Below are 21,113 nucleotides of genomic sequence, written 5' to 3'. Positions count from 1 at the left end.
TTTTTTAGGAAAAGTCCGCAGATGATATTAAACATATCATCAAGGGCTTTGACGACAAAAATCAAGATTTGGCTATTTTTCATACAAAAGCAAAGGGTTTATTCATAAGATTAAACACATTTTTTGGATGCGTGATGTTGTGAATACAGGTTCTAAGACTTGCCAAATTAGGACAAAAAACATTTTAAGGATGACCATGAGTTTTGTGATTGAAAGTAAATTATCACCCAATGCTGCTGATTTTCAGCAAAACGCCGCTGTGATGCAAGGCTTGGTTGATGATTTGAAAGCAAAATTGGCAAAAATCGCCCAAGGCGGCTCAGAGTCTGCGCGCGCCAAGCATTTAGCACGCGGCAAACTGCTGCCGCGTGAGCGTGTCGAGCAGCTATTGGATGCAGGCTCGCCGTTTCTTGAGATCGCGCCGCTGGCTGCCTATGGCATGTATGATGCCGACATTCCTGCTGCAGGCGTAATCGCTGGCATCGGGCGTATCAATGGCACTGAGTGCATGATCGTGTGTAATGACGCCACAGTCAAGGGCGGTACTTATTATCCAATGACGGTCAAAAAGCATCTGCGCGCCCAAGAAATCGCCAAAGAAAACCGCTTGCCTTGCGTGTATTTGGTCGATTCAGGCGGTGCAAACTTGCCAAACCAAGATGAAGTATTCCCTGATAAAGAGCATTTTGGGCGGATTTTTTTTAACCAAGCCAACATGAGTGCTGACGGCATCGCCCAAATCGCTGTGGTGATGGGCAGCTGTACGGCAGGTGGCGCTTATGTGCCTGCGATGAGTGATGAGTCGATCATCGTCAAAGAGCAAGGCACGATTTTCTTGGGCGGCCCGCCACTGGTCAAAGCTGCCACAGGCGAAGAAGTCAGCAGCGAAGACTTAGGCGGTGGCGATGTACATACGCGTCTGTCAGGCGTGGCGGATCACCTTGCCCAAAACGACCTACACGCACTGGCTTTGGCGCGCCAAGTGGTCGGCAATCTCAACCAAAGCAAGCCCGCTATTCCCAATCAAACCGCGCCGCGTCCACCCAAATACGACGCCAAAGAACTGTACGGCATCATTCCAACCGACACGCGCAAGCCCTTTGACATCCGAGAAATCATCGCGCGTATCGTCGATGGCAGTGAGTTTGATGAATTTAAAGCACGCTTTGGCAATACGCTGGTTTGTGGCTTTGCACGCATCGAAGGGATGCAGGTGGGCATCATTGCCAACAACGGCATCTTGTTCAGTGAATCTGCTCAAAAAGGCACGCACTTTATTGAGCTGTGCTGTAAGCGTAAGATTCCATTGGTGTTTTTGCAAAATATCACAGGCTTTATGGTGGGTCGCAAATACGAAAATGAAGGCATCGCGCGCCACGGTGCGAAGATGGTGATGGCGGTCGCCAATGCCAAAGTACCAAAATTCACCGTCATCGTCGGCGGCTCGTTTGGCGCAGGTAACTACGGTATGTGCGGTCGCGCTTATAGCCCAAGATTTCTGTGGATGTGGCCAAATGCGCGCATCTCAGTGATGGGTGGCGAGCAAGCAGCATCGGTACTGGCGACGGTCAAGCGCGACAACATCGAGCGCATGGGCGAGACTTGGTCAAAAGACGATGAAGAAGCGTTCAAAGATCCGATTCGCAAGCAATACGACGAGCAAGGGCATCCGTACTATGCATCCGCGCGCCTATGGGACGATGGCGTGATTGACCCTGCTGATACGCGCACCGTGCTTGCGCTTGCTTTGAGTGCGACTTATAACGCACCGATTGGCGAGACCAATTTTGGCATCTTTAGAATGTGATTTGACAAAAAGGATTTGTATGACCCACTTGGCCGAAACTTTTCATAGCCTACTGCTTGACATTGACCATCATGTCGCGACCATCACGCTAAACCGCCCTGATAAGCGCAATGCCTTTAATGATGAAGTCATCAGCGAGCTTAGTGCCGCGTTTGAATTTGTCGGACAGGCGCCTGATGTGCGTGCGGTTGTCTTGGCTGCCAATGGCAAGGCGTTTTGTGCTGGTGCGGATCTGAACTGGATGCGCGCCATGGCGGATTATAGCCATGATGAGAACCTTGCTGATGCAGGCAATCTTGCCAAGATGCTATCTGCCATCTATCACTGCCCAAAGCCTGTGGTGGCGATGGTGCAAGGCGATGTCTATGCTGGCGGCATGGGGCTTGTGGCGGCGTGCGACATCGCAGTGAGTGTCGATACGGCGAATTTTTGTCTGAGCGAAGTCAAGCTGGGTCTTGTGCCTGCGACCATCAGTCCTTATGTGATTCGCGCCATGGGTGCGCGCGCAGCACATCGCTATTTTTTGACCGCAGAAGTGTTTGACGCTACCAAAGCCTACGAGATCGGCTTTGTGCATCAAGTGGTCAGTCAAGACAAGCTAACAGACAGCGTGCAAAGTATCGTCAAAGCCTTGTGCAATGCCAGCCCCAATGCCGTCAAAGTGTGCAAGCAGCTCGTGCAAAAAGTCGCTTATGCCGACATCGATGAGGCGCTGATTGCCGATACGGTTGCTGACATCGCCAATATCCGCGCGTCAAGTGAAGGCAAAGAAGGCGTGCAGTCGTTTTTACAAAAGCGCAAACCATCTTGGTTGTAAATTTTGGATGAATTGAAAAATTAAGGGAATGCTATGTTTCACAAAATTCTAATCGCCAACCGTGGTGAAATCGCCTGCCGTGTCGCCGCCACCGCCAAACGGCTTGGTATCAGTACAGTGGCTGTGTACTCGGATGCCGACCGCGACGCCAAGCACGCATCCGTCTGCGATGAAGCGGTACACATCGGCGGCTCTGCACCCAAGGACAGCTATCTAAAATGGGATGTCATCATCGATGTCGCCAAGCGCACAGGTGCACAGGCGATTCACCCTGGTTATGGGTTCTTAAGCGAAAATGATGAATTTGCCAAAGCGTGCCAAGACGCAGGGCTTGTCTTTATCGGGCCGCCAGCGTCCGCCATCACCGCAATGGGTCTAAAAGCCGAATCCAAACGCCTGATGGAATCTGCCAATGTGCCGCTGATTCCAGGTTATCATGGCGAAAACCAAGACCCTGCTTTTTTGCACGCCGAAGCTGACCGTATTGGCTATCCTGTCTTGATTAAGGCAAGCTCAGGCGGCGGCGGTAAAGGGATGCGATTGGTTGAGCAGTCGGCAGATTTTCTGGATGCTTTGGCATCATGTCAGCGTGAAGCAAGTAAAAGCTTTGGCAGTGATAAGGTCTTGATCGAAAAATACGCACTTAAGCCGCGCCACATTGAGATTCAGGTCTTTGGTGATACGCATGGCAATTATGTGTATTTGTTTGAGCGAGATTGTTCGGTGCAGCGCCGCCACCAAAAAGTGCTCGAAGAAGCCCCAGCACCTGATGTCAGTGAAACGATGCGCGAAGCGATGGGACAAGCGGCGATCAATGCGGCGCGTGCGGTCGGCTATGTCGGTGCTGGCACGGTGGAGTTCATCGTCGAGCAGCGCGACGGGCAGATGAATTTTTATTTCATGGAAATGAATACTCGCCTGCAGGTCGAGCACCCTGTCACCGAAGCCATCACAGGCACTGACCTTGTCGAGTGGCAGCTGCGTGTGGCGGCAGGCGAGCCTTTGCCACTGCGCCAAGATGAGCTTAGCATCAACGGACACGCCATCGAAGCGCGTATCTGTGCTGAGAATCCTGATAATAATTTTCTGCCCGCCACAGGTACGCTGATGACTTATGACAAGCCAGAGCACACCGCCTTTAGCATCTCATCGGTGCGTATCGATGATGGTGTGCGTACAGGCGATGTCATCAGTCCTTATTATGATTCGATGATTGCCAAGCTTATCGTGCATGGTAAGGACAGACAGCACGCGTTGGCACTGCTTGATCAGGCGCTTGCCGAGATGCGTATCGTCGGTTTGCCAAATAATGTCGCATTTTTGCGCCATGTGCTTGCTACTGATTCTTTTAAATTTGCCAATCTGGATACCGCACTGATTGAGCGCGAAAAAAATGTGTTGTTCCATCAGCAGCGTCTGCCGCTCAATCTTTTGGTCGCGACCGCTTTGGTACAAAATCTGCACACTGCCACAAGCACTGACCCTTTTGCCACACAGACAGGCTTTCGTGCTTACTCACGCTATCAGCCAAGCTTTGAGCTGTCGTTTGATGATACTGCCTTGCACGCGGTGATGAGTGATGTGACAGATAATAGCTTTACCCTAAGCATCGCCAAAATCATCGAAAAAGACAAAAAACAGCAAAACATTCTAGCTAGCGAGACCATCTATCAAGGGCAAGTTGCTTATTTGGCAAATGCCGATAGCGAATACACGCTGTGGCTTGATGGCACACGCCTGCAGGTACACGGCACACAAGTCGGCGAAGTGGTGCATATCTTCACCCAAGCGGGCAGCGGACAGATCACACTCATCGACCGCTTGGCGCACACAGGCGAAGAGTCGGACGCTGGCGGCAGCCTAAAATCACCGATGCCAGGGCAAGTGGTGGCGTTTCGTGTTGCCGTCGGTGATACGGTCAAAAAAGGTCAGCCGCTTGCGGTGATCGAAGCGATGAAAATCGAGCACACCATCCACGCGCCGAGCGATGGCGTGGTGGCAGAGCTGCTGTTCTCTGCAGGTGATTTGGTCGCTGATGGTGATGAATTGCTCAAATTACAGACAGACTAAGGAGCGGTGATGAATTATCCAGACAAAGTGCTGATCGTCGATGTCGCTGCGCGCGATGGTCTGCAAAACGAAAAACAAACCGTACCAACCGACATCAAAGTCAAGCTTATCAATGACTTACAAGCTGCAGGCGTAAAAAAACTTGAAGCCACAAGCTTTGTATCGCCCAAATGGGTGCCGCAGATGGCGGATAATGATGCGGTGCTTGACGGTCTGTCGGTGCGTGATGATGTCGTCTATTCGGTCTTGACGCCGAACATGAAAGGCTTTGAATCGGCGCTTGCTCATCGTGCGCAATTTACCAATTATGAAGTGGTGATTTTTGGCTCAGCCAGCGAAGCTTTTAGCCAAAAAAACATCAACTGCAGCATCGATGAGAGCATCGAACGCTTCGCGCCTGTTGCCGCTGCTGCCAAGGCGCATGGCATCCGTGTGCGTGGCGTGATTTCTTGCACCGTCGGCTGTCCTTATGAAGGCGAGATCAGCCCTGATAAGGTCGCTTATGTCACCAAAAAACTAATCGACATCGGCGCAGAACACATCGGTATCGCAGACACCATCGGCGTCGGCACACCGCTTAAGGTGCAGCGTGCGATTGGTGCAGCGCTTGAATATATTGACATTGACAATGTCTCTGGGCATTTTCATGACACTTATGGGCAAGCGCTTGCCAATACTTTGGCGGCACTACAAATGGGTGTGCATCAGTTTGACACATCAGTAGCAGGACTTGGTGGCTGCCCATATGCCAAGGGCGCCACAGGCAATGTCGCCACCGAAGATGTGGTGTATATGCTGCATGGCATGGGCATCGAAACTGGCATTGATTTGGATAAGCTCATCGATGCAGGTCAAGCGATCAGCGAATTTTTGGGTCGTGCCAATGGCTCAAAAGTGGCACGAGCGATTTTGAACAAACGACAAGCTTAGCTGGTTTTGGCTAAATTTTTATCCGTTAAATGATTTTCTATAATTTTCAATAAGGAGCGTTATCATGAACCTAGGACTCGATTATCAATTGGGCGACGACATCAATGCCTTGCGCGAAGCGGTGCAAGCTTTTGCGGCAGCTGAGATCGCCCCACGCGCCGCCGAGATTGACCACACCGACCAATTCCCGATGGATCTGTGGCAAAAGATGGGGGATTTGGGCTTGCATGGCATTACAGTGCCTGAAAGCTACGGCGGTGTCGATATGGGCTATGTCGCACACATGGTGGCGATGGAAGAGATCAGCCGTGCGTCAGCGTCGGTGGCATTAAGCTATGGCGCACACTCAAACCTATGCATCAACCAAATCAAGCGCAACGGCAACGAAGCACAAAAACAAAAATACCTACCAAAACTCATCACAGGCGAGTACATCGGTGCACTGGCGATGAGTGAACCGGGCGCAGGCTCAGATGTCACGAGCATGAAGCTGCGCGCCGAAGAAAAAGACGGCGTCTATATCCTAAACGGCACTAAAATGTGGATCACCAACGGCCCTGATGCTGATGTGATGGTGGTCTATGCCAAGACCAATCCTGAGCTTGGCGCCAAGGGCATCACCGCATTTTTGGTCGAAAAAGGCATGAAAGGCTTTTATACCGCCCAAAAGCTTGATAAGTTGGGTATGCGCGGCAGTCACACAGGCGAGATGGTCTTTGAAAATGTCGAAGTCCCTGCCGAGAACATCCTAGGTGGCTTAAATAACGGCGTCAAGGTGCTGATGAGCGGTCTTGACTATGAGCGCGCAGTACTGGCGGCAGGCCCGATTGGTATCATGCAAGCAGTGATGGATAATGTCGTGCCCTACATCCACGACCGCAAGCAGTTCGGTCAGCCGATTGGTGAGTTTCAACTGATCCAAGCCAAAGTCGCTGATATGTACACCACCTTGCAAGCAGGTCGCAGCTTCCTATATACCGTGGGCAAAAACCTAGATATGCTAGGCGCTGAGCATGTCCGCCAAGTGCGTAAAGACTGCGCAAGCGTGATTCTATGGACAGCAGAGAAAGCCACTTGGATGGCGGGCGAAGGCATCCAAATCTTCGGCGGTAATGGCTTTACCAACGAGTTTCCACTAGGTCGCCTATGGCGTGATGCCAAGCTGTACGAAATCGGCGCAGGCACGAGCGAGATTCGCCGTATGCTGATTGGTCGTGAGCTGTTTAACGAAACAGCGTGATGGCTTAAAATAAATCCTTGGGCTGGCTCAAGGATTTATTTTTTGGGTTCAGATATTGGTCTCAGCGTCGTTTTTTGGCATAGCCACACCCCTGCCAAGGCAAGCACAAAGCCAAGCATTTGGATGAATGATAAAGTTTCGCCGAACAACAGCTTAGCTTGGATAGCAGCCAAAGGTGGCGCAAGCAATAAAAACGATGTGGTCTTGACCGCGCCGATGTTTTTGATGAGCTTAATAAACAAAAACACGCCTACGCCTGACAGCACCACCACTGCCCAAAACAGCCCAAAGATCGATTGGCTGTTGATCACCAACAAATCTTCTTGCATCACCAGCATTAGTACAGCAGCGGTGAGCATGGCAGCGAAATTTTGTAGGGCAAGTGATGGGATGATGTCTGATGTACCAATGTACTGCTTTTGTAGCACCATGCCGATGGTGATGCTCAGCACCGATAAGACAGCGATGGCAAACACCGCCAAAGAAAACTCTGCACCCAAGCCAAGTGACGGCGACACCACACAATAAATCCCAAGTATGCCCAAAATCATGCCAAACAGTGCGCTCATCGCAAGTTTTTCTTTAAAAAATATCAGCATGATAATCAAGGTAAAAATCGGCTGCAAGCCACCAAGCAGCGCCATCAAAGATGCACTCACTCCTTGACTGATCGCCCAATAACCACCGCCCAGATACAAACCACTGCTGAGCATACCGACCAAAAAATGCTTGCCCCAGTCACGCGCCTCAGGATACGCACGCTTTAGCACCCAAGCCACAAGCACAAACATCAAGCACGACAGCGCAAATCGCAACCCTAAGAAAATATTGGGTGACACAGCACCGACAATCATCCGACCGATGATAAAGCCCGACGACCAAATGATGATAAAGACACTGGCAAGAATCAGATTGGCTGGCTGCATGGGGTGTGGGTAGTGGGTTGATGGATTATTGGTATATTATTATAAAAAATGAGGGGATGGCAAGGGTTGGTGGTATTGGTGTAAAAATGAAAACCCTTAATCTTACAGAGAAAACTAAGGGTTCGCCCACCAAGCAGAAGTTTTTTATTCTTCTGCCAAAAATCCCCCACTTTGGCGCGCCCACAGTGATGCATAGATGCCATCTTTGGCGATCAGCTCATCATGCGTACCCATCTCGACGATACGCCCTGCCTGCATCACCACCAGTCTATCCATCGACGCAATGGTTGATAGGCGATGCGCGATGGCGATCACTGTCTTGCCTGCCATCATCTGATCTAGGCTTTGGGTGATGGCGAATTCCACTTCAGAATCCAGCGCACTGGTCGCTTCATCCAGCAGCAGAATCGGTGCGTTTTTGAGCATCACGCGTGCGATGGCGATACGCTGACGCTGGCCGCCAGACAGCTTGACGCCGCGTTCGCCGACTTGGGTGTCCAGCCCTGTATTGCCATATTTATCCTTGAGCGTCTGGATAAACTCCCATGCGTGCGCCGCCTTTGCCGCAGCGATAATCTCATCATCAGTCGCATCAGGCTTGCCATAGGCGATGTTCTCACGCACCGTGCGATGAAGCAAGCTTGTGTCTTGGGTAACCATGCCGATATTTTGGCGTAAGGTCTCTTGGGTGATGGTACTAATGTCCTGATCATCGATACGGATCGTACCGCCATCGACATCATAAAATCGCAGCAGTAGATTGACCAGTGTCGATTTGCCTGCGCCTGATCGCCCGACCAGACCGATTTTCTCGCCTGCTTGGATATTTAGGGTGAACTGATCCAGTAGCGGCGGATTTGTCGATTTACCATAATTAAAAGTCACCGCATCGAACGCGATCTTACCCTGTTTCACATGAAACGCCTTAGCATTAGGTGCATCGATGACAGCGTGTGGCGTGGTCAAGGTTTTCATGCCGTCTTGTACCGTGCCCAAATGCTCAAACAGACTCGCCGTCTCCCACAGCACCCAATGCGTCAAGCCCTGCAAGCGGATTGCCAACGCACCAGCGACCGCCACCGCGCCTGCACCAACCTGTCCTTGCATCCACAGATACAGACCGATCGCCACAGAGCCCGTCACCGTGATGAGCGCGATACTCGACACGCAGATCTCAAGCACACTCACCAAGCGCATTTGTTCATTGACTTTGGATAAGAAGCTTGTCATCGCTTCTTTGGCGTACACCGATTCGCGGCGCGCATGGCTAAATAGCTTGACCGTGCTGATATTGGCATAAGCATCGGTGATCCGCCCTGTCATTAGGGCGCGCGCATCGGCTTGTTCTTTTGAACTGCGCTGCAGCTTGGGTAATAAGAACGCAAGCAAGCCAATCACCATCAGCACCCATCCCACAAAAGGCACAGCCAACAGCGGATGTAGATTAACCAGTACCGCACCTGAGCCAACCAAAAAGGTGATGATAAACACGAACACGCCGATCACCGTCATCACCACATCGCGTGCCGACAGCGCCGTCTGCATTACTTTTGCCGACACACGCCCAGAGAACTCTTCTTGATAAAACTGCATCGACTGTCCCAGCATATGCTGATGAAAAATCCACCGCAGTCGCATCGGCGCAACGCCTTGTAGCACCTGATGATGCACGGTTGTCTCAAACACCATCACCACAGGCACACAGACACTGATGGCAAGCATCACCATCAGCTCATCGCGCTTATCCGCCCACAGCTGACCAGGGCTCAGCACACTCATCCAGTCGATGATCTGCCCGACCCACGCATACACGAGCGCCCAATACAGCCCTGATAACGCCGTCAGAAGCGTAAATGCCACAAGCCAACCGCGAAACCCTGTCGTGCACGCATAGATGAACGAGATGAGCGAGCCGTCGGTCTTGGGCAAGCTGACATCAGGAAAAGGATCAAGGCGTTTTTCAAAATAACCAAATAAAGACATAAGCGTTCAATGTTAAAATCAACCGAGTATTATAACAAACTTAAGCCTGTAGATGATGTTATAATTGTTTTATCAAATCTCACAGAAAAACACACCGAACCGAGCGTACCATGTCCTATCTTGGGCTATTTGTGGCGGCATTTTTGGCGGCGACTTTATTGCCTGCACAGTCTGAAATGCTGCTGATTTATCTTCTGGATCAAAACCTTGTGCCGTGGCTGCTGCTACTGTGCGCAAGTCTTGGCAATGTCTTGGGTTCGTGCGCAAATTTTGTGTTGGGCAAGTTTTTACAATCATGGATCACACATCACCGCTTTATTTTCACACCTGATGAGATCGCCAAAGCACGCCTGCGTTATCATCGCTACGGTGCATATTCGCTGCTACTAAGCTGGGTGCCGATCATCGGCGATCCATTGACTTTGATCGCAGGGATCATGAATGAGCGATTTTGGCGGTTTTTATTATTGGTCAGCATCGCCAAAGTGGGTCGATACATGGTTGTTTATGCGATTTATTTGGGCGTGTTTTAAAATAAAAAAAATCAGGGCAAAATTTCACCCTGATTGCGTTGATTTTTCAAATAAGACTTAATCACACTTCATGATACAACTTACTGCCTTGCTTATGGTATTGCTCGGTCATTTGTAAAAATCCTTGTTCGATCTCATCATTTTGGGCGGTGTTTTTCACCCCCTTGGCATAGTCTCTGACATTTTGCGTAATTTTCATCGAACAGAATTTAGGGCCACACATAGAACAAAAATGAGCCGATTTATGAGCCTGCTTTGGCATGGTTTCATCATGCATACCACGCGCCGTATCGGGGTCAAGGCTTAAATTAAATTGGTCTTCCCAACGGAACTCAAACCGAGCTTTAGATAAGGCATTATCACGCACTTGAGCGGCAGGGTGTCCTTTGGCAAGGTCAGCCGCATGAGCCGCAATTTTATAGGTAATAATCCCATCTTTCACATCTTTTTTATTTGGCAAACCTAAATGTTCTTTTGGTGTTACATAACACAGCATCGCCGTGCCATACCAACCAATCATGGCCGCTCCAATCGCAGATGTGATGTGGTCATAACCGGGGGCAATATCAGTGGTTAAAGGCCCAAGCGTATAGAAGGGTGCTTCGCTACATACTTCAAGCTGTAAGTCCATATTTTCTTTAATCATGTGCATTGGCACATGCCCCGGGCCTTCAATCATCACTTGTACATCATGTTGCCATGCACGGTGAGTCAGCTCGCCTAAGGTTTTTAATTCGCTAAATTGGGCTTCATCATTGGCATCTTGAATACAGCCAGGGCGTAAACCATCGCCTAAACTAAACGAAACGTCATAGGCTTTCATAATTTCGCAAATTTCATCAAAATGGGTATAAAGGAAATTTTCTTGATGATGAGCCAAACACCATTGTGCCATAATTGAACCGCCACGGCTGACAATGCCAGTTAAACGATTTGCCGTCATCGGTACATAACGCAGTAATACGCCTGCATGAATGGTAAAATAATCTACGCCTTGCTCGGCTTGTTCAATCAAGGTATCTTTAAAAATTTCCCATGTTAAATCTTCAGCAATTCCACCTACTTTTTCAAGGGCTTGATAAATCGGTACTGTGCCAATCGGTACAGGAGAGTTACGAATAATCCATTCCCTGGTTTCATGAATTTTTTTCCCTGTGGATAAATCCATGATGGTATCGGCACCCCAACGGGTCGCCCACGTCATTTTGGCGACTTCTTCGTCAATGCTAGAACCCAGTGCTGAATTACCAATATTGGCATTGATTTTGACCAAGAAATTACGCCCAATAATCATTGGTTCACATTCTGGGTGATTGATATTGGCAGGAATAATCGCGCGTCCTGCTGCCACCTCAGAGCGGACAAATTCAGGGGTAATTTGGGTTAAATTATTTGCACCAAAATTTTGTCCTGCGTGTTGTCGCATATCCACACCATCACGCTGTTTTTGATTTTCACGAATGGCGATATATTCCATTTCAGGGGTGATAATGCCTTGGCGAGCGTAGTGCATTTGCGTCACATTACGACCTTGTTTGGCTCGTCTCGGCTTGCTGATGTGAGCAAAACGGATATTTTGAGTACGAATATCTTTTAACCGTTCTTGACCAAATGTTGATGATAAATTCGGCAAAATTTCCGTATCATTACGCTCATTAATCCAAGCGGTGCGAATGTGTGGCAAGCCTTGATTTAAATCAATTTTCACCGCTGGGTCAGTATAAACGCCTGAAGTATCATAGACTAAAATGGCTGGATTAGGTTCACCGCCCAAGCCTGTTGGCGTATCCGTCAAACTAATTTCACGAAACGGTACTTGAATGTCTGGGCGTGAACCTTGCACATAGACTTTGCGAGAAGCAGGCAAGATACGGGTTAAATCTTTCGCATCTTGCTCACAGCCGTCGAACTTGGCTTGTTCTACTGCGTCAAATTCGCTCGTAGTAGCATGTGTACGACTTCGCTCATTTTCCTTGTATTCCAAGTCAATTTCTGTGGCTGTCGTGTTGGTGATTTGTTGGGAAGGTTCTAAAGATAGATTTGTTTGGCTCATCATAATATCCTTTAAAATGGCGAATAAACAAATCAAGCCATCAAAAATCTTATGATGAAAAACAAAACCATCGAAATGGCAAAAAGACTTTGAAAACTTGATTCCTACGGCAGTACGAACTGCATCAGGTTCAACGGATTGTGAAAATCACTCTCAGCGATAAGCATCGCACTCCGTCAAGTTGCGTTCAGTATATCAAAGTTTTCACCCAAAAAACAATACACCCAAAGTTTTTGCCCGTGCTACATTTTATTGCTTGTGGCGACAATTTTTTCTTGTTATCATATACATAAAAATTTGTTTTAACAAAGCAGATTTTTCTTTTTTTATAAAATTTTTCTAAATAATAAAAAGATCAAAAATAGCGAAAAATAATCACGGTAAACTTACCTCATGTCATGATTTTGGCTGTTTTTTTGATCATTATAAGAAGGTTGTGGTTATGAAAGTACTCGTCTTAGGCGGTGGTGTGATCGGTGTGACTTCTGCCTATTTTCTTGCCAAACACGGTGTCGATGTCACCGTCATCGACCGTCAAGCGGATGTCGCCGAAGAGACCAGTTTTGGCAATGCAGGACAAATCTCACCGGGTTATTCGACGCCGTGGGCAGCACCGGGCATTCCGACCAAGGCATTTAAATGGTTTTTCCAAAAGCACGCACCGTTTAATTTTCGCCCTGATGGCACGGCATTTCAGCTGCAGTGGATGAGCCAAATGCTTGCCAATTGCAATGACAAATCCTACGCCGTCAATAAAGCACGCATGGTGCGTGTCGCTGAGTACAGCCGCGACTGCCTGCGTAACTTGCGTGCCGATACAGGCATCGAGTACGAACAGCGCACCCAAGGCACGCTGCAGCTGTTTCGCAAGTCTGAACAGCTTGACGCGGTACATCAAGACATTAAAGTACTACAAGAGATGGGCGTGGATTATGAGCTGTACGACAGCGCTGCAGGCTTAGCAAGTGTCGAACCTGCCCTAGCCAATGCCAAGGCGAACTTGCTTGGCGGTCTGCGCCTGCCCAATGATGAGACAGGCGACTGCAATCTGTTCACCAAGCGATTGGCAGCGCTTGCCAAGGATTTGGGCGTGAAATTTTTATTCAATAAAACCATCGATCGCTTGGTCGTCGATGGCGGCAGCATGACAGGCGTCATCGTTGATGGCGAGCTTGTGAGCGCGGACAATTATATCTTGGCACTGGGCAGCTACACCCCTGCGATGGTCAAATCACTGGGGCTAAAACTGCCTGTCTATCCTGTCAAAGGCTACTCACTGACCGTGCCAATCGTTGATGCCAATAACGCGCCCGTCTCAACCGTGATCGATGAAACTTATAAAATCGCCATCACACGCTTTGACAACCGCATCCGTGTCGGCGGCATGGCAGAATTATCTGGCTTTGACTTGGGGCTGAACCCTGCGCGCCGTCAGACGCTTGAGATGGTGTGCGGTGAGCTGTTCAGCGGTGGCGATCTGCCGAGTGCGACCTTTTGGACAGGCTTGCGTCCTATGACACCAGATGGCACACCTGTGATCGGCGCAACCAAAATCAAAGGCTTGTACCTAAACAACGGTCATGGCACGCTGGGCTGGACGATGTCGTGCGGCTCTGGTAAATTGATCAGTGACATCGTCACAGGACAAACGCCAGAGATCAGCCTTGAAGGTTTGTCATTAGAGCGTTATAGTTAATTTTATCTTAATAATACTTAACAAGGAGTAATTTATGAGTATCCAAAAATTCGACAGCAACGAAACCCTAAGCGAAGTCGCTGTGCATAATGGCGTGGTCTATCTGGCAGGTCAAGTGCCTGATGATGACAGCCTGGACATTGCAGGTCAAGCGCGCCAAGTGTTCGCCAATATCGATAAAGCCCTTGCCCAAGCAGGCAGCGATAAAGCACATCTGCTATCAGCGCAAGTCTTCATCAAAAACCTAAGCGACTTTGAAAGCTTCAACGCCGAATGGAAAGCGTGGGTCGCAGGCACAACGCCACCTGTGCGCGCGACCATCCAAGCCAACTTGGTCAATCCAAACTGGCTGGTAGAAGTGATGGTCATCGCCGCGGTGAAATGAGCTTAAGAAGCTAAATACCAAAACCGTCTGGGAGGCGATTCTCAGATGGTTTTTTTGTTGTCAAACTACATCACAATCAACATTTTACCCCACAAAGTGTGCTATGCTACCGCTTATCACTATGGTCGTATAAAAACAAAATAAGACTGGGCAGCGAGTTGCAGATAGTACAGCAAGACAAGCGGGCGCAGTATTATTTTGAATTTTATAGACCATAAAACACAAACCACACAGGGGAAAACTATGACCACCAACACCATCCGCGCCTATGCCGTACACGCACCGCACAGCCCTGCTGAGCGTTATGACTATGACGCAGGCGCCCTAAAAGCCGATGAAGTCGAGATCAAGGTATATTACTGCGGCATCTGCCATTCTGATCTATCGATGATGGATAATGAATGGGGCACAAGCGTCTATCCACTGGTTGCAGGACATGAGATCATCGGTGAGATCATTGCACTCGGCAGTGATACCAAGGGTCTGTCCATCGGGCAGATGGTCGGTGTCGGCTGGACGGCTGAGTCGTGCCAGCACTGCGATCCATGCATCGGCGGCAAGCACCATGTCTGCAAAAGCGCCGTGCCAACTGTCCTGCACAAAGGCGGCTTTGCTGATAAAGTACGCGCGCAGTGGCAATGGGTCATCCCGATGCCTGATGGGATTGATTATGCCAAAGCAGGTCCGCTGTTGTGCGGCGGCATCACGGTATTTCAGCCACTACTACAGCACCACATCCAAGCGCATCACAAGGTCGGCGTGATCGGCGTCGGTGGTCTTGGACACATGGCGCTTGAGTTTTTTAATGCGTGGGGCTGTGAAGTGACTGCCTTTAGCTCAAATCCTAATAAATACGACGAAATCTATGCCTTAGGCGCGCATCACATCTTAGACTCGACCAATCCTGACAGCTTTGCGGACGCAAAAAACAGCCTAGATCTCATCGTCTCAACAGTCAATGTACCACTGGACTGGAAAGCGTATATGAAACTGCTTAAACCTGAAGGCAAGCTGCACATGGTCGGCGCGGTACTCGAGCCGATGTCAATCGGTGCATTTTCGCTGATCGGTGGTGCCAAGTCGGTCACAGGCTCGCCAACAGGCTCGCCGATTCATCTGCGCACGATGATGGACTTTGCTGCACGCAAGCAGATTCATCCTGTGGTCGAAGAATTTCCGATGTCAGAGATTAATGACGCCATCCGTCATCTACAATCAGGCAAGGCACGCTATCGTGTGGTATTAAAGAACGACTTTGATTGATTAATTATACTTAACAAAAAAACCGTTTGTGCTTCATAACACAAACGGTTTTTGGATAAATCTACACCATCACGCACCATCATACAGCTTACGCACCACTTCACCGATGGTGGTGATGCCTTTGGTGATGGTCTCATCATCTTGAGCGATTGATAAGCGGATACATTCGCGCGCGTGCGGATAATTGGCAGTCTCAACACCGACGAAAAAAATGCTCCGATGGGATGATCAGCGTGCCTTGCTGTTTTAAAATCTGATACAGTTCGGTCGTTGAAATGGGCAGATTTTCAAACCACACCCATAGGAAAATCGCGCCTTCAGGCTTATGGATTTTCACAGGATAATTGGCAAAATTTTCTTGTAATAGCTTCACCGCCAAGCGCGCTTGCGTCTGATAAAACGGCTGAATCACCGTGTCCGACAGTGTCTTGATCTCATCATTGGCAAATAGCGGTGTCGCCACCGTCGCCCCAAAACGCACAGGCGACAGATTGACGATGGCATTCATATTACTGATGGTTTTGACCACATTTTTATTGGCAACGATGATGCCCGTGCGCGTACCGGGTAGTCCGACTTTTGATAAGCTAAAGCACAGCACGGTGTCATCATCCCAGCTTAAGGTGGTGTCGGTGTAGATGATGTTCGGAAATGGCATCCCATAGGCGTTATCGACGATCAATGGCACGCTGTATTTTTTGGAGATGGCGGTCAAACGCGCCATCTCATCATCAGTCAGCACATTGCCTGTGGGGTTGGTTGGGCGTGAGCAGCAGATCGCACCGATCTTGCCATTTTTTAGCTCTTCTAAATTTTCTAACACATCAAAATCGACACGATATTTGAAAAACCCTTCTTGTCCTTCGTGCGAAACCAGCTCAATGCTTGGTGGCACAGCGACAAAATGCACACCATCGATATGCACGTCAGCATAGCCAACATATTCAGGCGCAAGCGGCAGCAGGATCGATTTGTCCGTGCCATCGTCGAATTTACCTGCAAATAAGTTGAACAAATAGAAAAAGGCATTTTGTGAGCCATTGGTCAAGACAATATTCTCACTGGTCAGCTGCCAATCATAATGGCGGTTAAAAAACTCCACCAAAGTCGCGATGAATTTAGCATCACCTTGCGGGTTGGAATAATTGCCCACACTGTCCAAAGCCAGTGCATCCGCCACCACAGATTCAAGCGTCTGCTGATAAACTGCATTCAATTCAGGAATGCTAGCAGGGTTGCCACCGCCAAGCATATTGACAGGTTTGTCGCTATTGAGCGCATCACCCAGATCATCCATCAGCTGCAATATGGCGCTGTCTTTGGTGAATTTTTGACCGAATTTTGAGAATTTCATGGCAGAACTCTGACTGTATGGCGGTGGTTGTACTGATTAAAAACAGCAGCATAAAATGGTTTCACATGAAACATCTTGTTATACTGCTTGATACCATCACTCGATGTATTTGACTTTCAGTGGTGGGAAACCGTTAAATTCTACTGAAGAATAAGAATTGGTATAAGCCCCTGTGGTCAGCCAATACAGCTTATCGCCAATCTCAAGATCTTGTGGCAGTTTATAGGCGGCGTGCTCATACATGATGTCAGTGCTGTCACAGGTTGGACCCGCCAAAATCACCGTGCCTTTTTCGGTGGCGGTTTCCATTTTTGGCGTATAAACAGGGTATTTGATCGCTTCGCCCAAAGTCTCGATCAAGCCTTGGAACAAGCCAACATCGGTATAAACCCAGCGCGTCAAATCGGTGCGTGATTTGCGGCTGATCAGCACGACTTCCGACACCAACACACCACTATCACCGACCATCGAGCGGCCCGGCTCTAGGATGATTTCAGGCATTTCATCGTCATCATAGTCTTCTGACAGATAGCGATGAATCTCTTCGGCATAGACTTTGACAGGGTTCACTTCACTGATGTAGTTGGTCGGGAAGCCGCCACCCAAGTTGATCATTTTTAACTGAATATTTTCTTCATATTTCATCCAGTCAAACATATATTTGACCTTGGCAAGCGCATCATCCCACGCCGCGACATCTTTTTGCTGACTGCCGACATGGAACGAGATACCATAAGGCACAAGTCCTAAGTTCTTGGCTTGTACAAGCAGATCCACCGCCATATCAGGGTGGCAGCCAAATTTACGCGACAATGGCCACTCGGCAGTGTCCGCGCCGTGTACAAGAATGCGCACAAAGACTTTTGAACCAGGGGCATTATTAGCAATATTGATTAGATCCGCTTTAGAATCAGTGGCGTACAAGGTGATGCCTTTTTCAAAAGCATATTTGACATGCGCGGCTTTTTTGATGGTATTACCATAAGAAATGCGATCAGGTGAGACGCCACAGTCTAGCACACGATCAAGCTCATAAATCGATGCGCAGTCGAAATTTGAACCCAAATCCGCCAAATATTTCACCACTTCCACCGCAGGACTGGCTTTCATCGCATAATGAATTTTGGCTTTTGGGAATAAGCTGACCATCTCTTCATATTTGGTCTTGATGCGACTGAGATCCACGACAAGCAGCGGCGTGTCTTCACCTTCAGCAGCTTGGGTGAATTTTTGCCATTGCAATCGGTCAAAATATTGGTCAATCTTAATCATCAAACTTACTCCTGCAAATCCTTTGTCAGCCTATGGCTTATCGCAAAATAGGGAAATGAAAAAGCACCTTTAACAGCGAACGACAAGGTTCGTCCATTAAAAATGCTACGCTTACAGTATTATATCAAGCTTTTGGGGGTGTGGCTATGGTTTATTGATAACAAATATTTTGCCAAATACTCACAAGTCCAATGGGGCAAATCTTGGCACAGATTTGTCATCGACCATCACCATCTCGGTGAACATCGCCAATGGCCGCACCCACAGCACGGGCGACTCACCATACAAAGGGCGATACAATACAAGCCATTCTTCGGTCTCGCTGTGGCAGACCACATCGATGACTTCGTATAGATTACCTTTATAATGGCGATAAGTGCCAGTGGCTAGGTGTGGCTTGTGGTGCTGATCAATCATCGCGTGTCCGCACTTCTAAGAGCTCAATCTCAAAATACAGCGTCGAATTCGGCGGAATCTTACCCACCGTACGCTCACCATATGCCAGATGTGCAGGGACGATTAGCTGTCGTTTACCACCAACTTGCATCGGTGCGACAACCACATCATCTATACTAAAACCAAGCACACCCATATCCCATCCTTTGATTACACGGCCTGTGCCGATGACACACTCAAAGGCACGCCCACGACTAATGGATGAATCAAACACTGTGCCATCTTCAAGCTTACCGGTGTATTCGGTGACAATCAGCACACCTTTGACAGCAGTTTTACCGGTGCCAACGATGATGTCAGTGACTGTGATGTGTGTCATATCTGTCATCATTGGGTCGCTGAGACATTGGCCGCCAGGCTAATGGTGGCGGTCTGACTAATGGTGACAGGCTCAATGGCAGCCAGTGCCGCAGCAACCTTTTCTTCATTGAGTTTTTGTTGTGCAAGCGATGCTACATTCGATGCTTGCATTTCATCGCCAGATACCTTGCGGATACTGACCTGTGCACGACCTTGGCTTAGCGGGGCGATTTTGGCAAATGCACCTTTTGACAAATCTAGCGACACGCCATATTTGCTAAAGCCGCCAGTATCATTGACACGGCAGACGACCGATTTGCCATTTTTGACATTGGTCACTTCAAGCAAAGTACCCATCTTGTGGCTGTTACTGGCGCAGGTCATGGCATTTTGGTTAAAACGCTCGCCACTGGCAGTCTTACGACCGTGGAATTTATCACCATAATAAGTGACGGTGGCAGCTTGCGCACTTAGGCTTAATAATACGGTTGCAGCTAGTAGAAGTTTTTTCATAACGGATTTCCTTGGGGTGTTGCCCCTTGGTTGATGGTTTATTTTCTTTTACAGCAAATTTTCGTACCGCGTATCATAGCCAAAACCCTTGATGATTACAAGGATTTACAAATATTTTGACATTTTTATAACAATTGCTATTTAATGTTACTGAATTATTGCTTTTAGGGATGGTAAATGGATAAAAAAGCCACCATTCTTTAATGATTGGCAGCTTGATATTTATTTGCTTTTATAAAATTAATACATAGGCTGATTTAACTTCAACTGAATCACTTCATTATCATCTGCTAGGTTTGCATTACGCCCCGATGAGCTAGGGAAGTTATTATCATTTAGCACGGTGAGCGTAGTAGCATCTTCAATAATGACATCTTCAATGGTGAAAAACGGAAAGGCGAATTGCTTACCTGCGCCTATATCACCTGCACGCACAGGTTCATAAAGACGGTGCGGATTATGAATATCCATCAAATTAACCAATTCAGTGCGCGCAACTGTCTGACCTGACGATCCTAGCGTAATACGAATCAATTTTTTGTAGCCATCTAATTTATTTTCGCTATCATCTCGCTCAATTAAAATCCCCGAACGATTATCAATCATCTGAAAATCGCCAATTGCTGTTGCTTTTTCGTCCAAGTTAAACAAATAATAATTGCCAGTATAAGCTTTTTTATCCAAATCAAATTGGAATATCAACAGCTGTTTGCCTGTGGCATTGGTTAAGGGTTTTTCTAATACGGGGTACAAAAACTTACCATCAGCGGATTTTGCCATACCTTCAAAGCCACCACTACGCTGTACCAATGCAGAAGAGCTTTGAGTATTCAATGGATTTTGCGGCGAGCGCAGATATTCTCCTGTCTGATAAGGACTGGACAAAGCAATTGGTGCATCAATTAACACACCATCTTTATCAAAATGCAATAAAAAAGGACCGAACTCTTCTCCAATCCAATAACCACCATCGGCATCACGCTGAATAGATTCAGGATCAAAATCCGCTCCTGTTAAAAGTCTATCAGGTGAATTTTGATTAACAATCTCAAAAGGAATCAGGCGATTAGGATCTTTAAGCTGAACATAATTAAGCACCTTAACTTCACCTGTACCACCTGCTTGGGTGCGAAAATCCACTGCGACCTGATAAAGTCGCAACAAAAAATCTGCCGAATTATCCTTAGCTCCAAAGCCATTATCCGCAAGCACCGTATAACTACCATCATTGTTTTTCAGCGCACCAGAAAAGCCTTGTACTGGCTGTGCTTTAAATGGCGGTGTAATACCATTCGCCGCCTTAACTGCACTACCTGACATTGGACCATCAGCATAAGTCTCAACACCCAATTTCGCAAAGCCCGTCAATGTTGCTTTTGGAGTGGTTGCCATTGCTGGTATTGCCAAACAGCCCGCCATCAAACCAACTGCCATGTGCTTTTTCATAAAATCTCCTGTGATATTTATGGATTGCATTCTAATGATGCAAATATTTTAACAGGCATTTATGACAAA

17 protein-coding genes, 1 pseudogene and 1 riboswitch are annotated in these 21,113 nt (G+C 48.1%); of the genes and pseudogenes, 9 read left to right on the top strand and 9 right to left on the bottom strand.

Annotated features, from left to right (window positions below):
- Nucleotides 1-196: 196 nt before the first annotated feature.
- From NKU06_RS04535 to NKU06_RS04515, 5 genes are all read left to right on the top strand, one after another.
- Nucleotides 197-1,807, top strand: a complete 1,611-nt coding sequence (locus NKU06_RS04535) for a carboxyl transferase domain-containing protein (RefSeq protein WP_254729095.1) — start codon at nucleotides 197-199, stop codon at nucleotides 1,805-1,807.
- Nucleotides 1,808-1,826: 19 nt separating this feature from the next.
- Nucleotides 1,827-2,624 (top strand): enoyl-CoA hydratase/isomerase family protein, encoded by a 798-nt coding sequence (locus NKU06_RS04530; RefSeq protein ID WP_254729093.1) that lies wholly within the window; start codon nucleotides 1,827-1,829, stop codon nucleotides 2,622-2,624.
- Nucleotides 2,625-2,657: 33 nt separating this feature from the next.
- Nucleotides 2,658-4,694, top strand: a complete 2,037-nt coding sequence (locus tag NKU06_RS04525) for an acetyl/propionyl/methylcrotonyl-CoA carboxylase subunit alpha (RefSeq protein WP_254729091.1) — start codon at nucleotides 2,658-2,660, stop codon at nucleotides 4,692-4,694.
- Nucleotides 4,695-4,703: 9 nt separating this feature from the next.
- The gene (locus NKU06_RS04520; RefSeq protein ID WP_253224555.1) at nucleotides 4,704-5,624 is read left to right on the top strand and encodes a hydroxymethylglutaryl-CoA lyase; all 921 of its coding nucleotides are present in this window, start codon (nucleotides 4,704-4,706) and stop codon (nucleotides 5,622-5,624) included.
- Nucleotides 5,625-5,688: 64 nt separating this feature from the next.
- Nucleotides 5,689-6,864 (top strand): isovaleryl-CoA dehydrogenase, encoded by a 1,176-nt coding sequence (locus NKU06_RS04515; RefSeq protein ID WP_254729089.1) that lies wholly within the window; start codon nucleotides 5,689-5,691, stop codon nucleotides 6,862-6,864.
- A gap of 35 nt (nucleotides 6,865-6,899) precedes the next feature.
- Here NKU06_RS04515 and NKU06_RS04510 read toward each other — a convergent pair whose 3' ends face one another.
- Both NKU06_RS04510 and NKU06_RS04505 read right to left on the bottom strand, forming a co-directional pair.
- On the bottom strand, nucleotides 6,900-7,790 hold the full coding sequence (locus tag NKU06_RS04510) for a DMT family transporter (RefSeq protein ID WP_254729087.1): 891 nt from the start codon (nucleotides 7,788-7,790) through the stop codon (nucleotides 6,900-6,902).
- Between the two features lie 144 nt (nucleotides 7,791-7,934).
- Entirely contained in the window at nucleotides 7,935-9,773 is a 1,839-nt protein-coding gene (locus NKU06_RS04505) for an ABC transporter ATP-binding protein (protein ID WP_253224558.1), read from the bottom strand.
- 110 nt (nucleotides 9,774-9,883) lie between these two features.
- Here NKU06_RS04505 and NKU06_RS04500 point away from each other — a divergent pair, with 110 nt between their 5' ends.
- On the top strand, nucleotides 9,884-10,306 hold the full coding sequence (locus NKU06_RS04500; RefSeq protein ID WP_254729085.1) for a YqaA family protein: 423 nt from the start codon (nucleotides 9,884-9,886) through the stop codon (nucleotides 10,304-10,306).
- Between the two features lie 61 nt (nucleotides 10,307-10,367).
- On the opposite strand, the gene thiC is transcribed toward NKU06_RS04500, so the two are convergent.
- The gene (gene thiC / locus NKU06_RS04495) at nucleotides 10,368-12,359 is read right to left on the bottom strand and encodes a phosphomethylpyrimidine synthase ThiC (protein ID WP_254729083.1); all 1,992 of its coding nucleotides are present in this window, start codon (nucleotides 12,357-12,359) and stop codon (nucleotides 10,368-10,370) included.
- An 84-nt stretch (nucleotides 12,360-12,443) separates the two neighbouring features.
- Nucleotides 12,444-12,545, bottom strand: a riboswitch (TPP riboswitch).
- A 157-nt stretch (nucleotides 12,546-12,702) separates the two neighbouring features.
- Here thiC and NKU06_RS04490 point away from each other — a divergent pair.
- From NKU06_RS04490 to NKU06_RS04480, 3 genes are all read left to right on the top strand, one after another.
- Nucleotides 12,703-14,055 (top strand): D-amino acid dehydrogenase, encoded by a 1,353-nt coding sequence (locus tag NKU06_RS04490; protein ID WP_371928034.1) that lies wholly within the window; start codon nucleotides 12,703-12,705, stop codon nucleotides 14,053-14,055.
- 34 nt (nucleotides 14,056-14,089) lie between these two features.
- Complete coding sequence (locus tag NKU06_RS04485) at nucleotides 14,090-14,440, top strand: RidA family protein (RefSeq protein WP_253224562.1); 351 nt, start codon at nucleotides 14,090-14,092, stop codon at nucleotides 14,438-14,440.
- A gap of 243 nt (nucleotides 14,441-14,683) precedes the next feature.
- Nucleotides 14,684-15,703: an NAD(P)-dependent alcohol dehydrogenase gene (locus NKU06_RS04480; protein ID WP_254729079.1), complete on the top strand. Its 1,020-nt coding sequence runs from the start codon at nucleotides 14,684-14,686 to the stop codon at nucleotides 15,701-15,703.
- A gap of 69 nt (nucleotides 15,704-15,772) precedes the next feature.
- Here the strand turns inward: NKU06_RS04480 and NKU06_RS04475 are convergent.
- The 6 genes and pseudogenes from NKU06_RS04475 to NKU06_RS04450 form a co-directional block, all read right to left on the bottom strand.
- A pseudogene (locus NKU06_RS04475) lies at nucleotides 15,773-17,057 on the bottom strand (valine--pyruvate transaminase).
- Between the two features lie 96 nt (nucleotides 17,058-17,153).
- A complete protein-coding gene (locus tag NKU06_RS04470) occupies nucleotides 17,154-18,329 on the bottom strand; it encodes a type III PLP-dependent enzyme (protein WP_254729077.1) in 1,176 nt (391 codons plus the stop codon).
- A 180-nt stretch (nucleotides 18,330-18,509) separates the two neighbouring features.
- Nucleotides 18,510-18,746 (bottom strand): DUF1653 domain-containing protein, encoded by a 237-nt coding sequence (locus NKU06_RS04465; protein ID WP_254729075.1) that lies wholly within the window; start codon nucleotides 18,744-18,746, stop codon nucleotides 18,510-18,512.
- Nucleotides 18,739-19,104: an FKBP-type peptidyl-prolyl cis-trans isomerase gene (locus NKU06_RS04460; RefSeq protein WP_254729073.1), complete on the bottom strand. Its 366-nt coding sequence runs from the start codon at nucleotides 19,102-19,104 to the stop codon at nucleotides 18,739-18,741. Before NKU06_RS04460 ends, NKU06_RS04465 begins: the two co-directional genes overlap by 8 nt.
- A gap of 8 nt (nucleotides 19,105-19,112) precedes the next feature.
- On the bottom strand, nucleotides 19,113-19,598 hold the full coding sequence (locus NKU06_RS04455; protein WP_254729071.1) for a septal ring lytic transglycosylase RlpA family protein: 486 nt from the start codon (nucleotides 19,596-19,598) through the stop codon (nucleotides 19,113-19,115).
- A gap of 240 nt (nucleotides 19,599-19,838) precedes the next feature.
- On the bottom strand, nucleotides 19,839-21,017 hold the full coding sequence (locus NKU06_RS04450; protein WP_254732149.1) for an esterase-like activity of phytase family protein: 1,179 nt from the start codon (nucleotides 21,015-21,017) through the stop codon (nucleotides 19,839-19,841).
- Nucleotides 21,018-21,113: the final 96 nt, after the last annotated feature.

It is taken from the genome of Moraxella sp. FZLJ2109 (assembly GCF_024296965.1).
Taxonomy (GTDB): Bacteria; Pseudomonadota; Gammaproteobacteria; order Pseudomonadales; family Moraxellaceae; genus Moraxella.
This window is presented reverse-complemented; position numbering and strand designations above follow the sequence as displayed.

Bases quoted from the DNA above. Each gene is read 5' to 3' on its own strand.
- NKU06_RS04535 (WP_254729095.1), top strand. From the start codon at position 197: ATGAGTTTTGTGATTGAAAGTAAATTATCACCCAATGCTGCTGATTTT.
- NKU06_RS04530 (WP_254729093.1), top strand. From the start codon at position 1,827: ATGACCCACTTGGCCGAAACTTTTCATAGCCTACTGCTTGACATTGAC.
- NKU06_RS04525 (WP_254729091.1), top strand. From the start codon at position 2,658: ATGTTTCACAAAATTCTAATCGCCAACCGTGGTGAAATCGCCTGCCGT.
- NKU06_RS04520 (WP_253224555.1), top strand. From the start codon at position 4,704: ATGAATTATCCAGACAAAGTGCTGATCGTCGATGTCGCTGCGCGCGAT.
- NKU06_RS04515 (WP_254729089.1), top strand. From the start codon at position 5,689: ATGAACCTAGGACTCGATTATCAATTGGGCGACGACATCAATGCCTTG.
- NKU06_RS04510 (WP_254729087.1), bottom strand. From the start codon at position 7,790: ATGCAGCCAGCCAATCTGATTCTTGCCAGTGTCTTTATCATCATTTGG.
- NKU06_RS04505 (WP_253224558.1), bottom strand. From the start codon at position 9,773: ATGTCTTTATTTGGTTATTTTGAAAAACGCCTTGATCCTTTTCCTGAT.
- NKU06_RS04500 (WP_254729085.1), top strand. From the start codon at position 9,884: ATGTCCTATCTTGGGCTATTTGTGGCGGCATTTTTGGCGGCGACTTTA.
- thiC (WP_254729083.1), bottom strand. From the start codon at position 12,359: ATGAGCCAAACAAATCTATCTTTAGAACCTTCCCAACAAATCACCAAC.
- NKU06_RS04485 (WP_253224562.1), top strand. From the start codon at position 14,090: ATGAGTATCCAAAAATTCGACAGCAACGAAACCCTAAGCGAAGTCGCT.
- NKU06_RS04480 (WP_254729079.1), top strand. From the start codon at position 14,684: ATGACCACCAACACCATCCGCGCCTATGCCGTACACGCACCGCACAGC.
- NKU06_RS04470 (WP_254729077.1), bottom strand. From the start codon at position 18,329: ATGATTAAGATTGACCAATATTTTGACCGATTGCAATGGCAAAAATTC.
- NKU06_RS04465 (WP_254729075.1), bottom strand. From the start codon at position 18,746: ATGATTGATCAGCACCACAAGCCACACCTAGCCACTGGCACTTATCGC.
- NKU06_RS04460 (WP_254729073.1), bottom strand. From the start codon at position 19,104: ATGACACACATCACAGTCACTGACATCATCGTTGGCACCGGTAAAACT.
- NKU06_RS04455 (WP_254729071.1), bottom strand. From the start codon at position 19,598: ATGAAAAAACTTCTACTAGCTGCAACCGTATTATTAAGCCTAAGTGCG.
- NKU06_RS04450 (WP_254732149.1), bottom strand. From the start codon at position 21,017: ATGGCGGGCTGTTTGGCAATACCAGCAATGGCAACCACTCCAAAAGCA.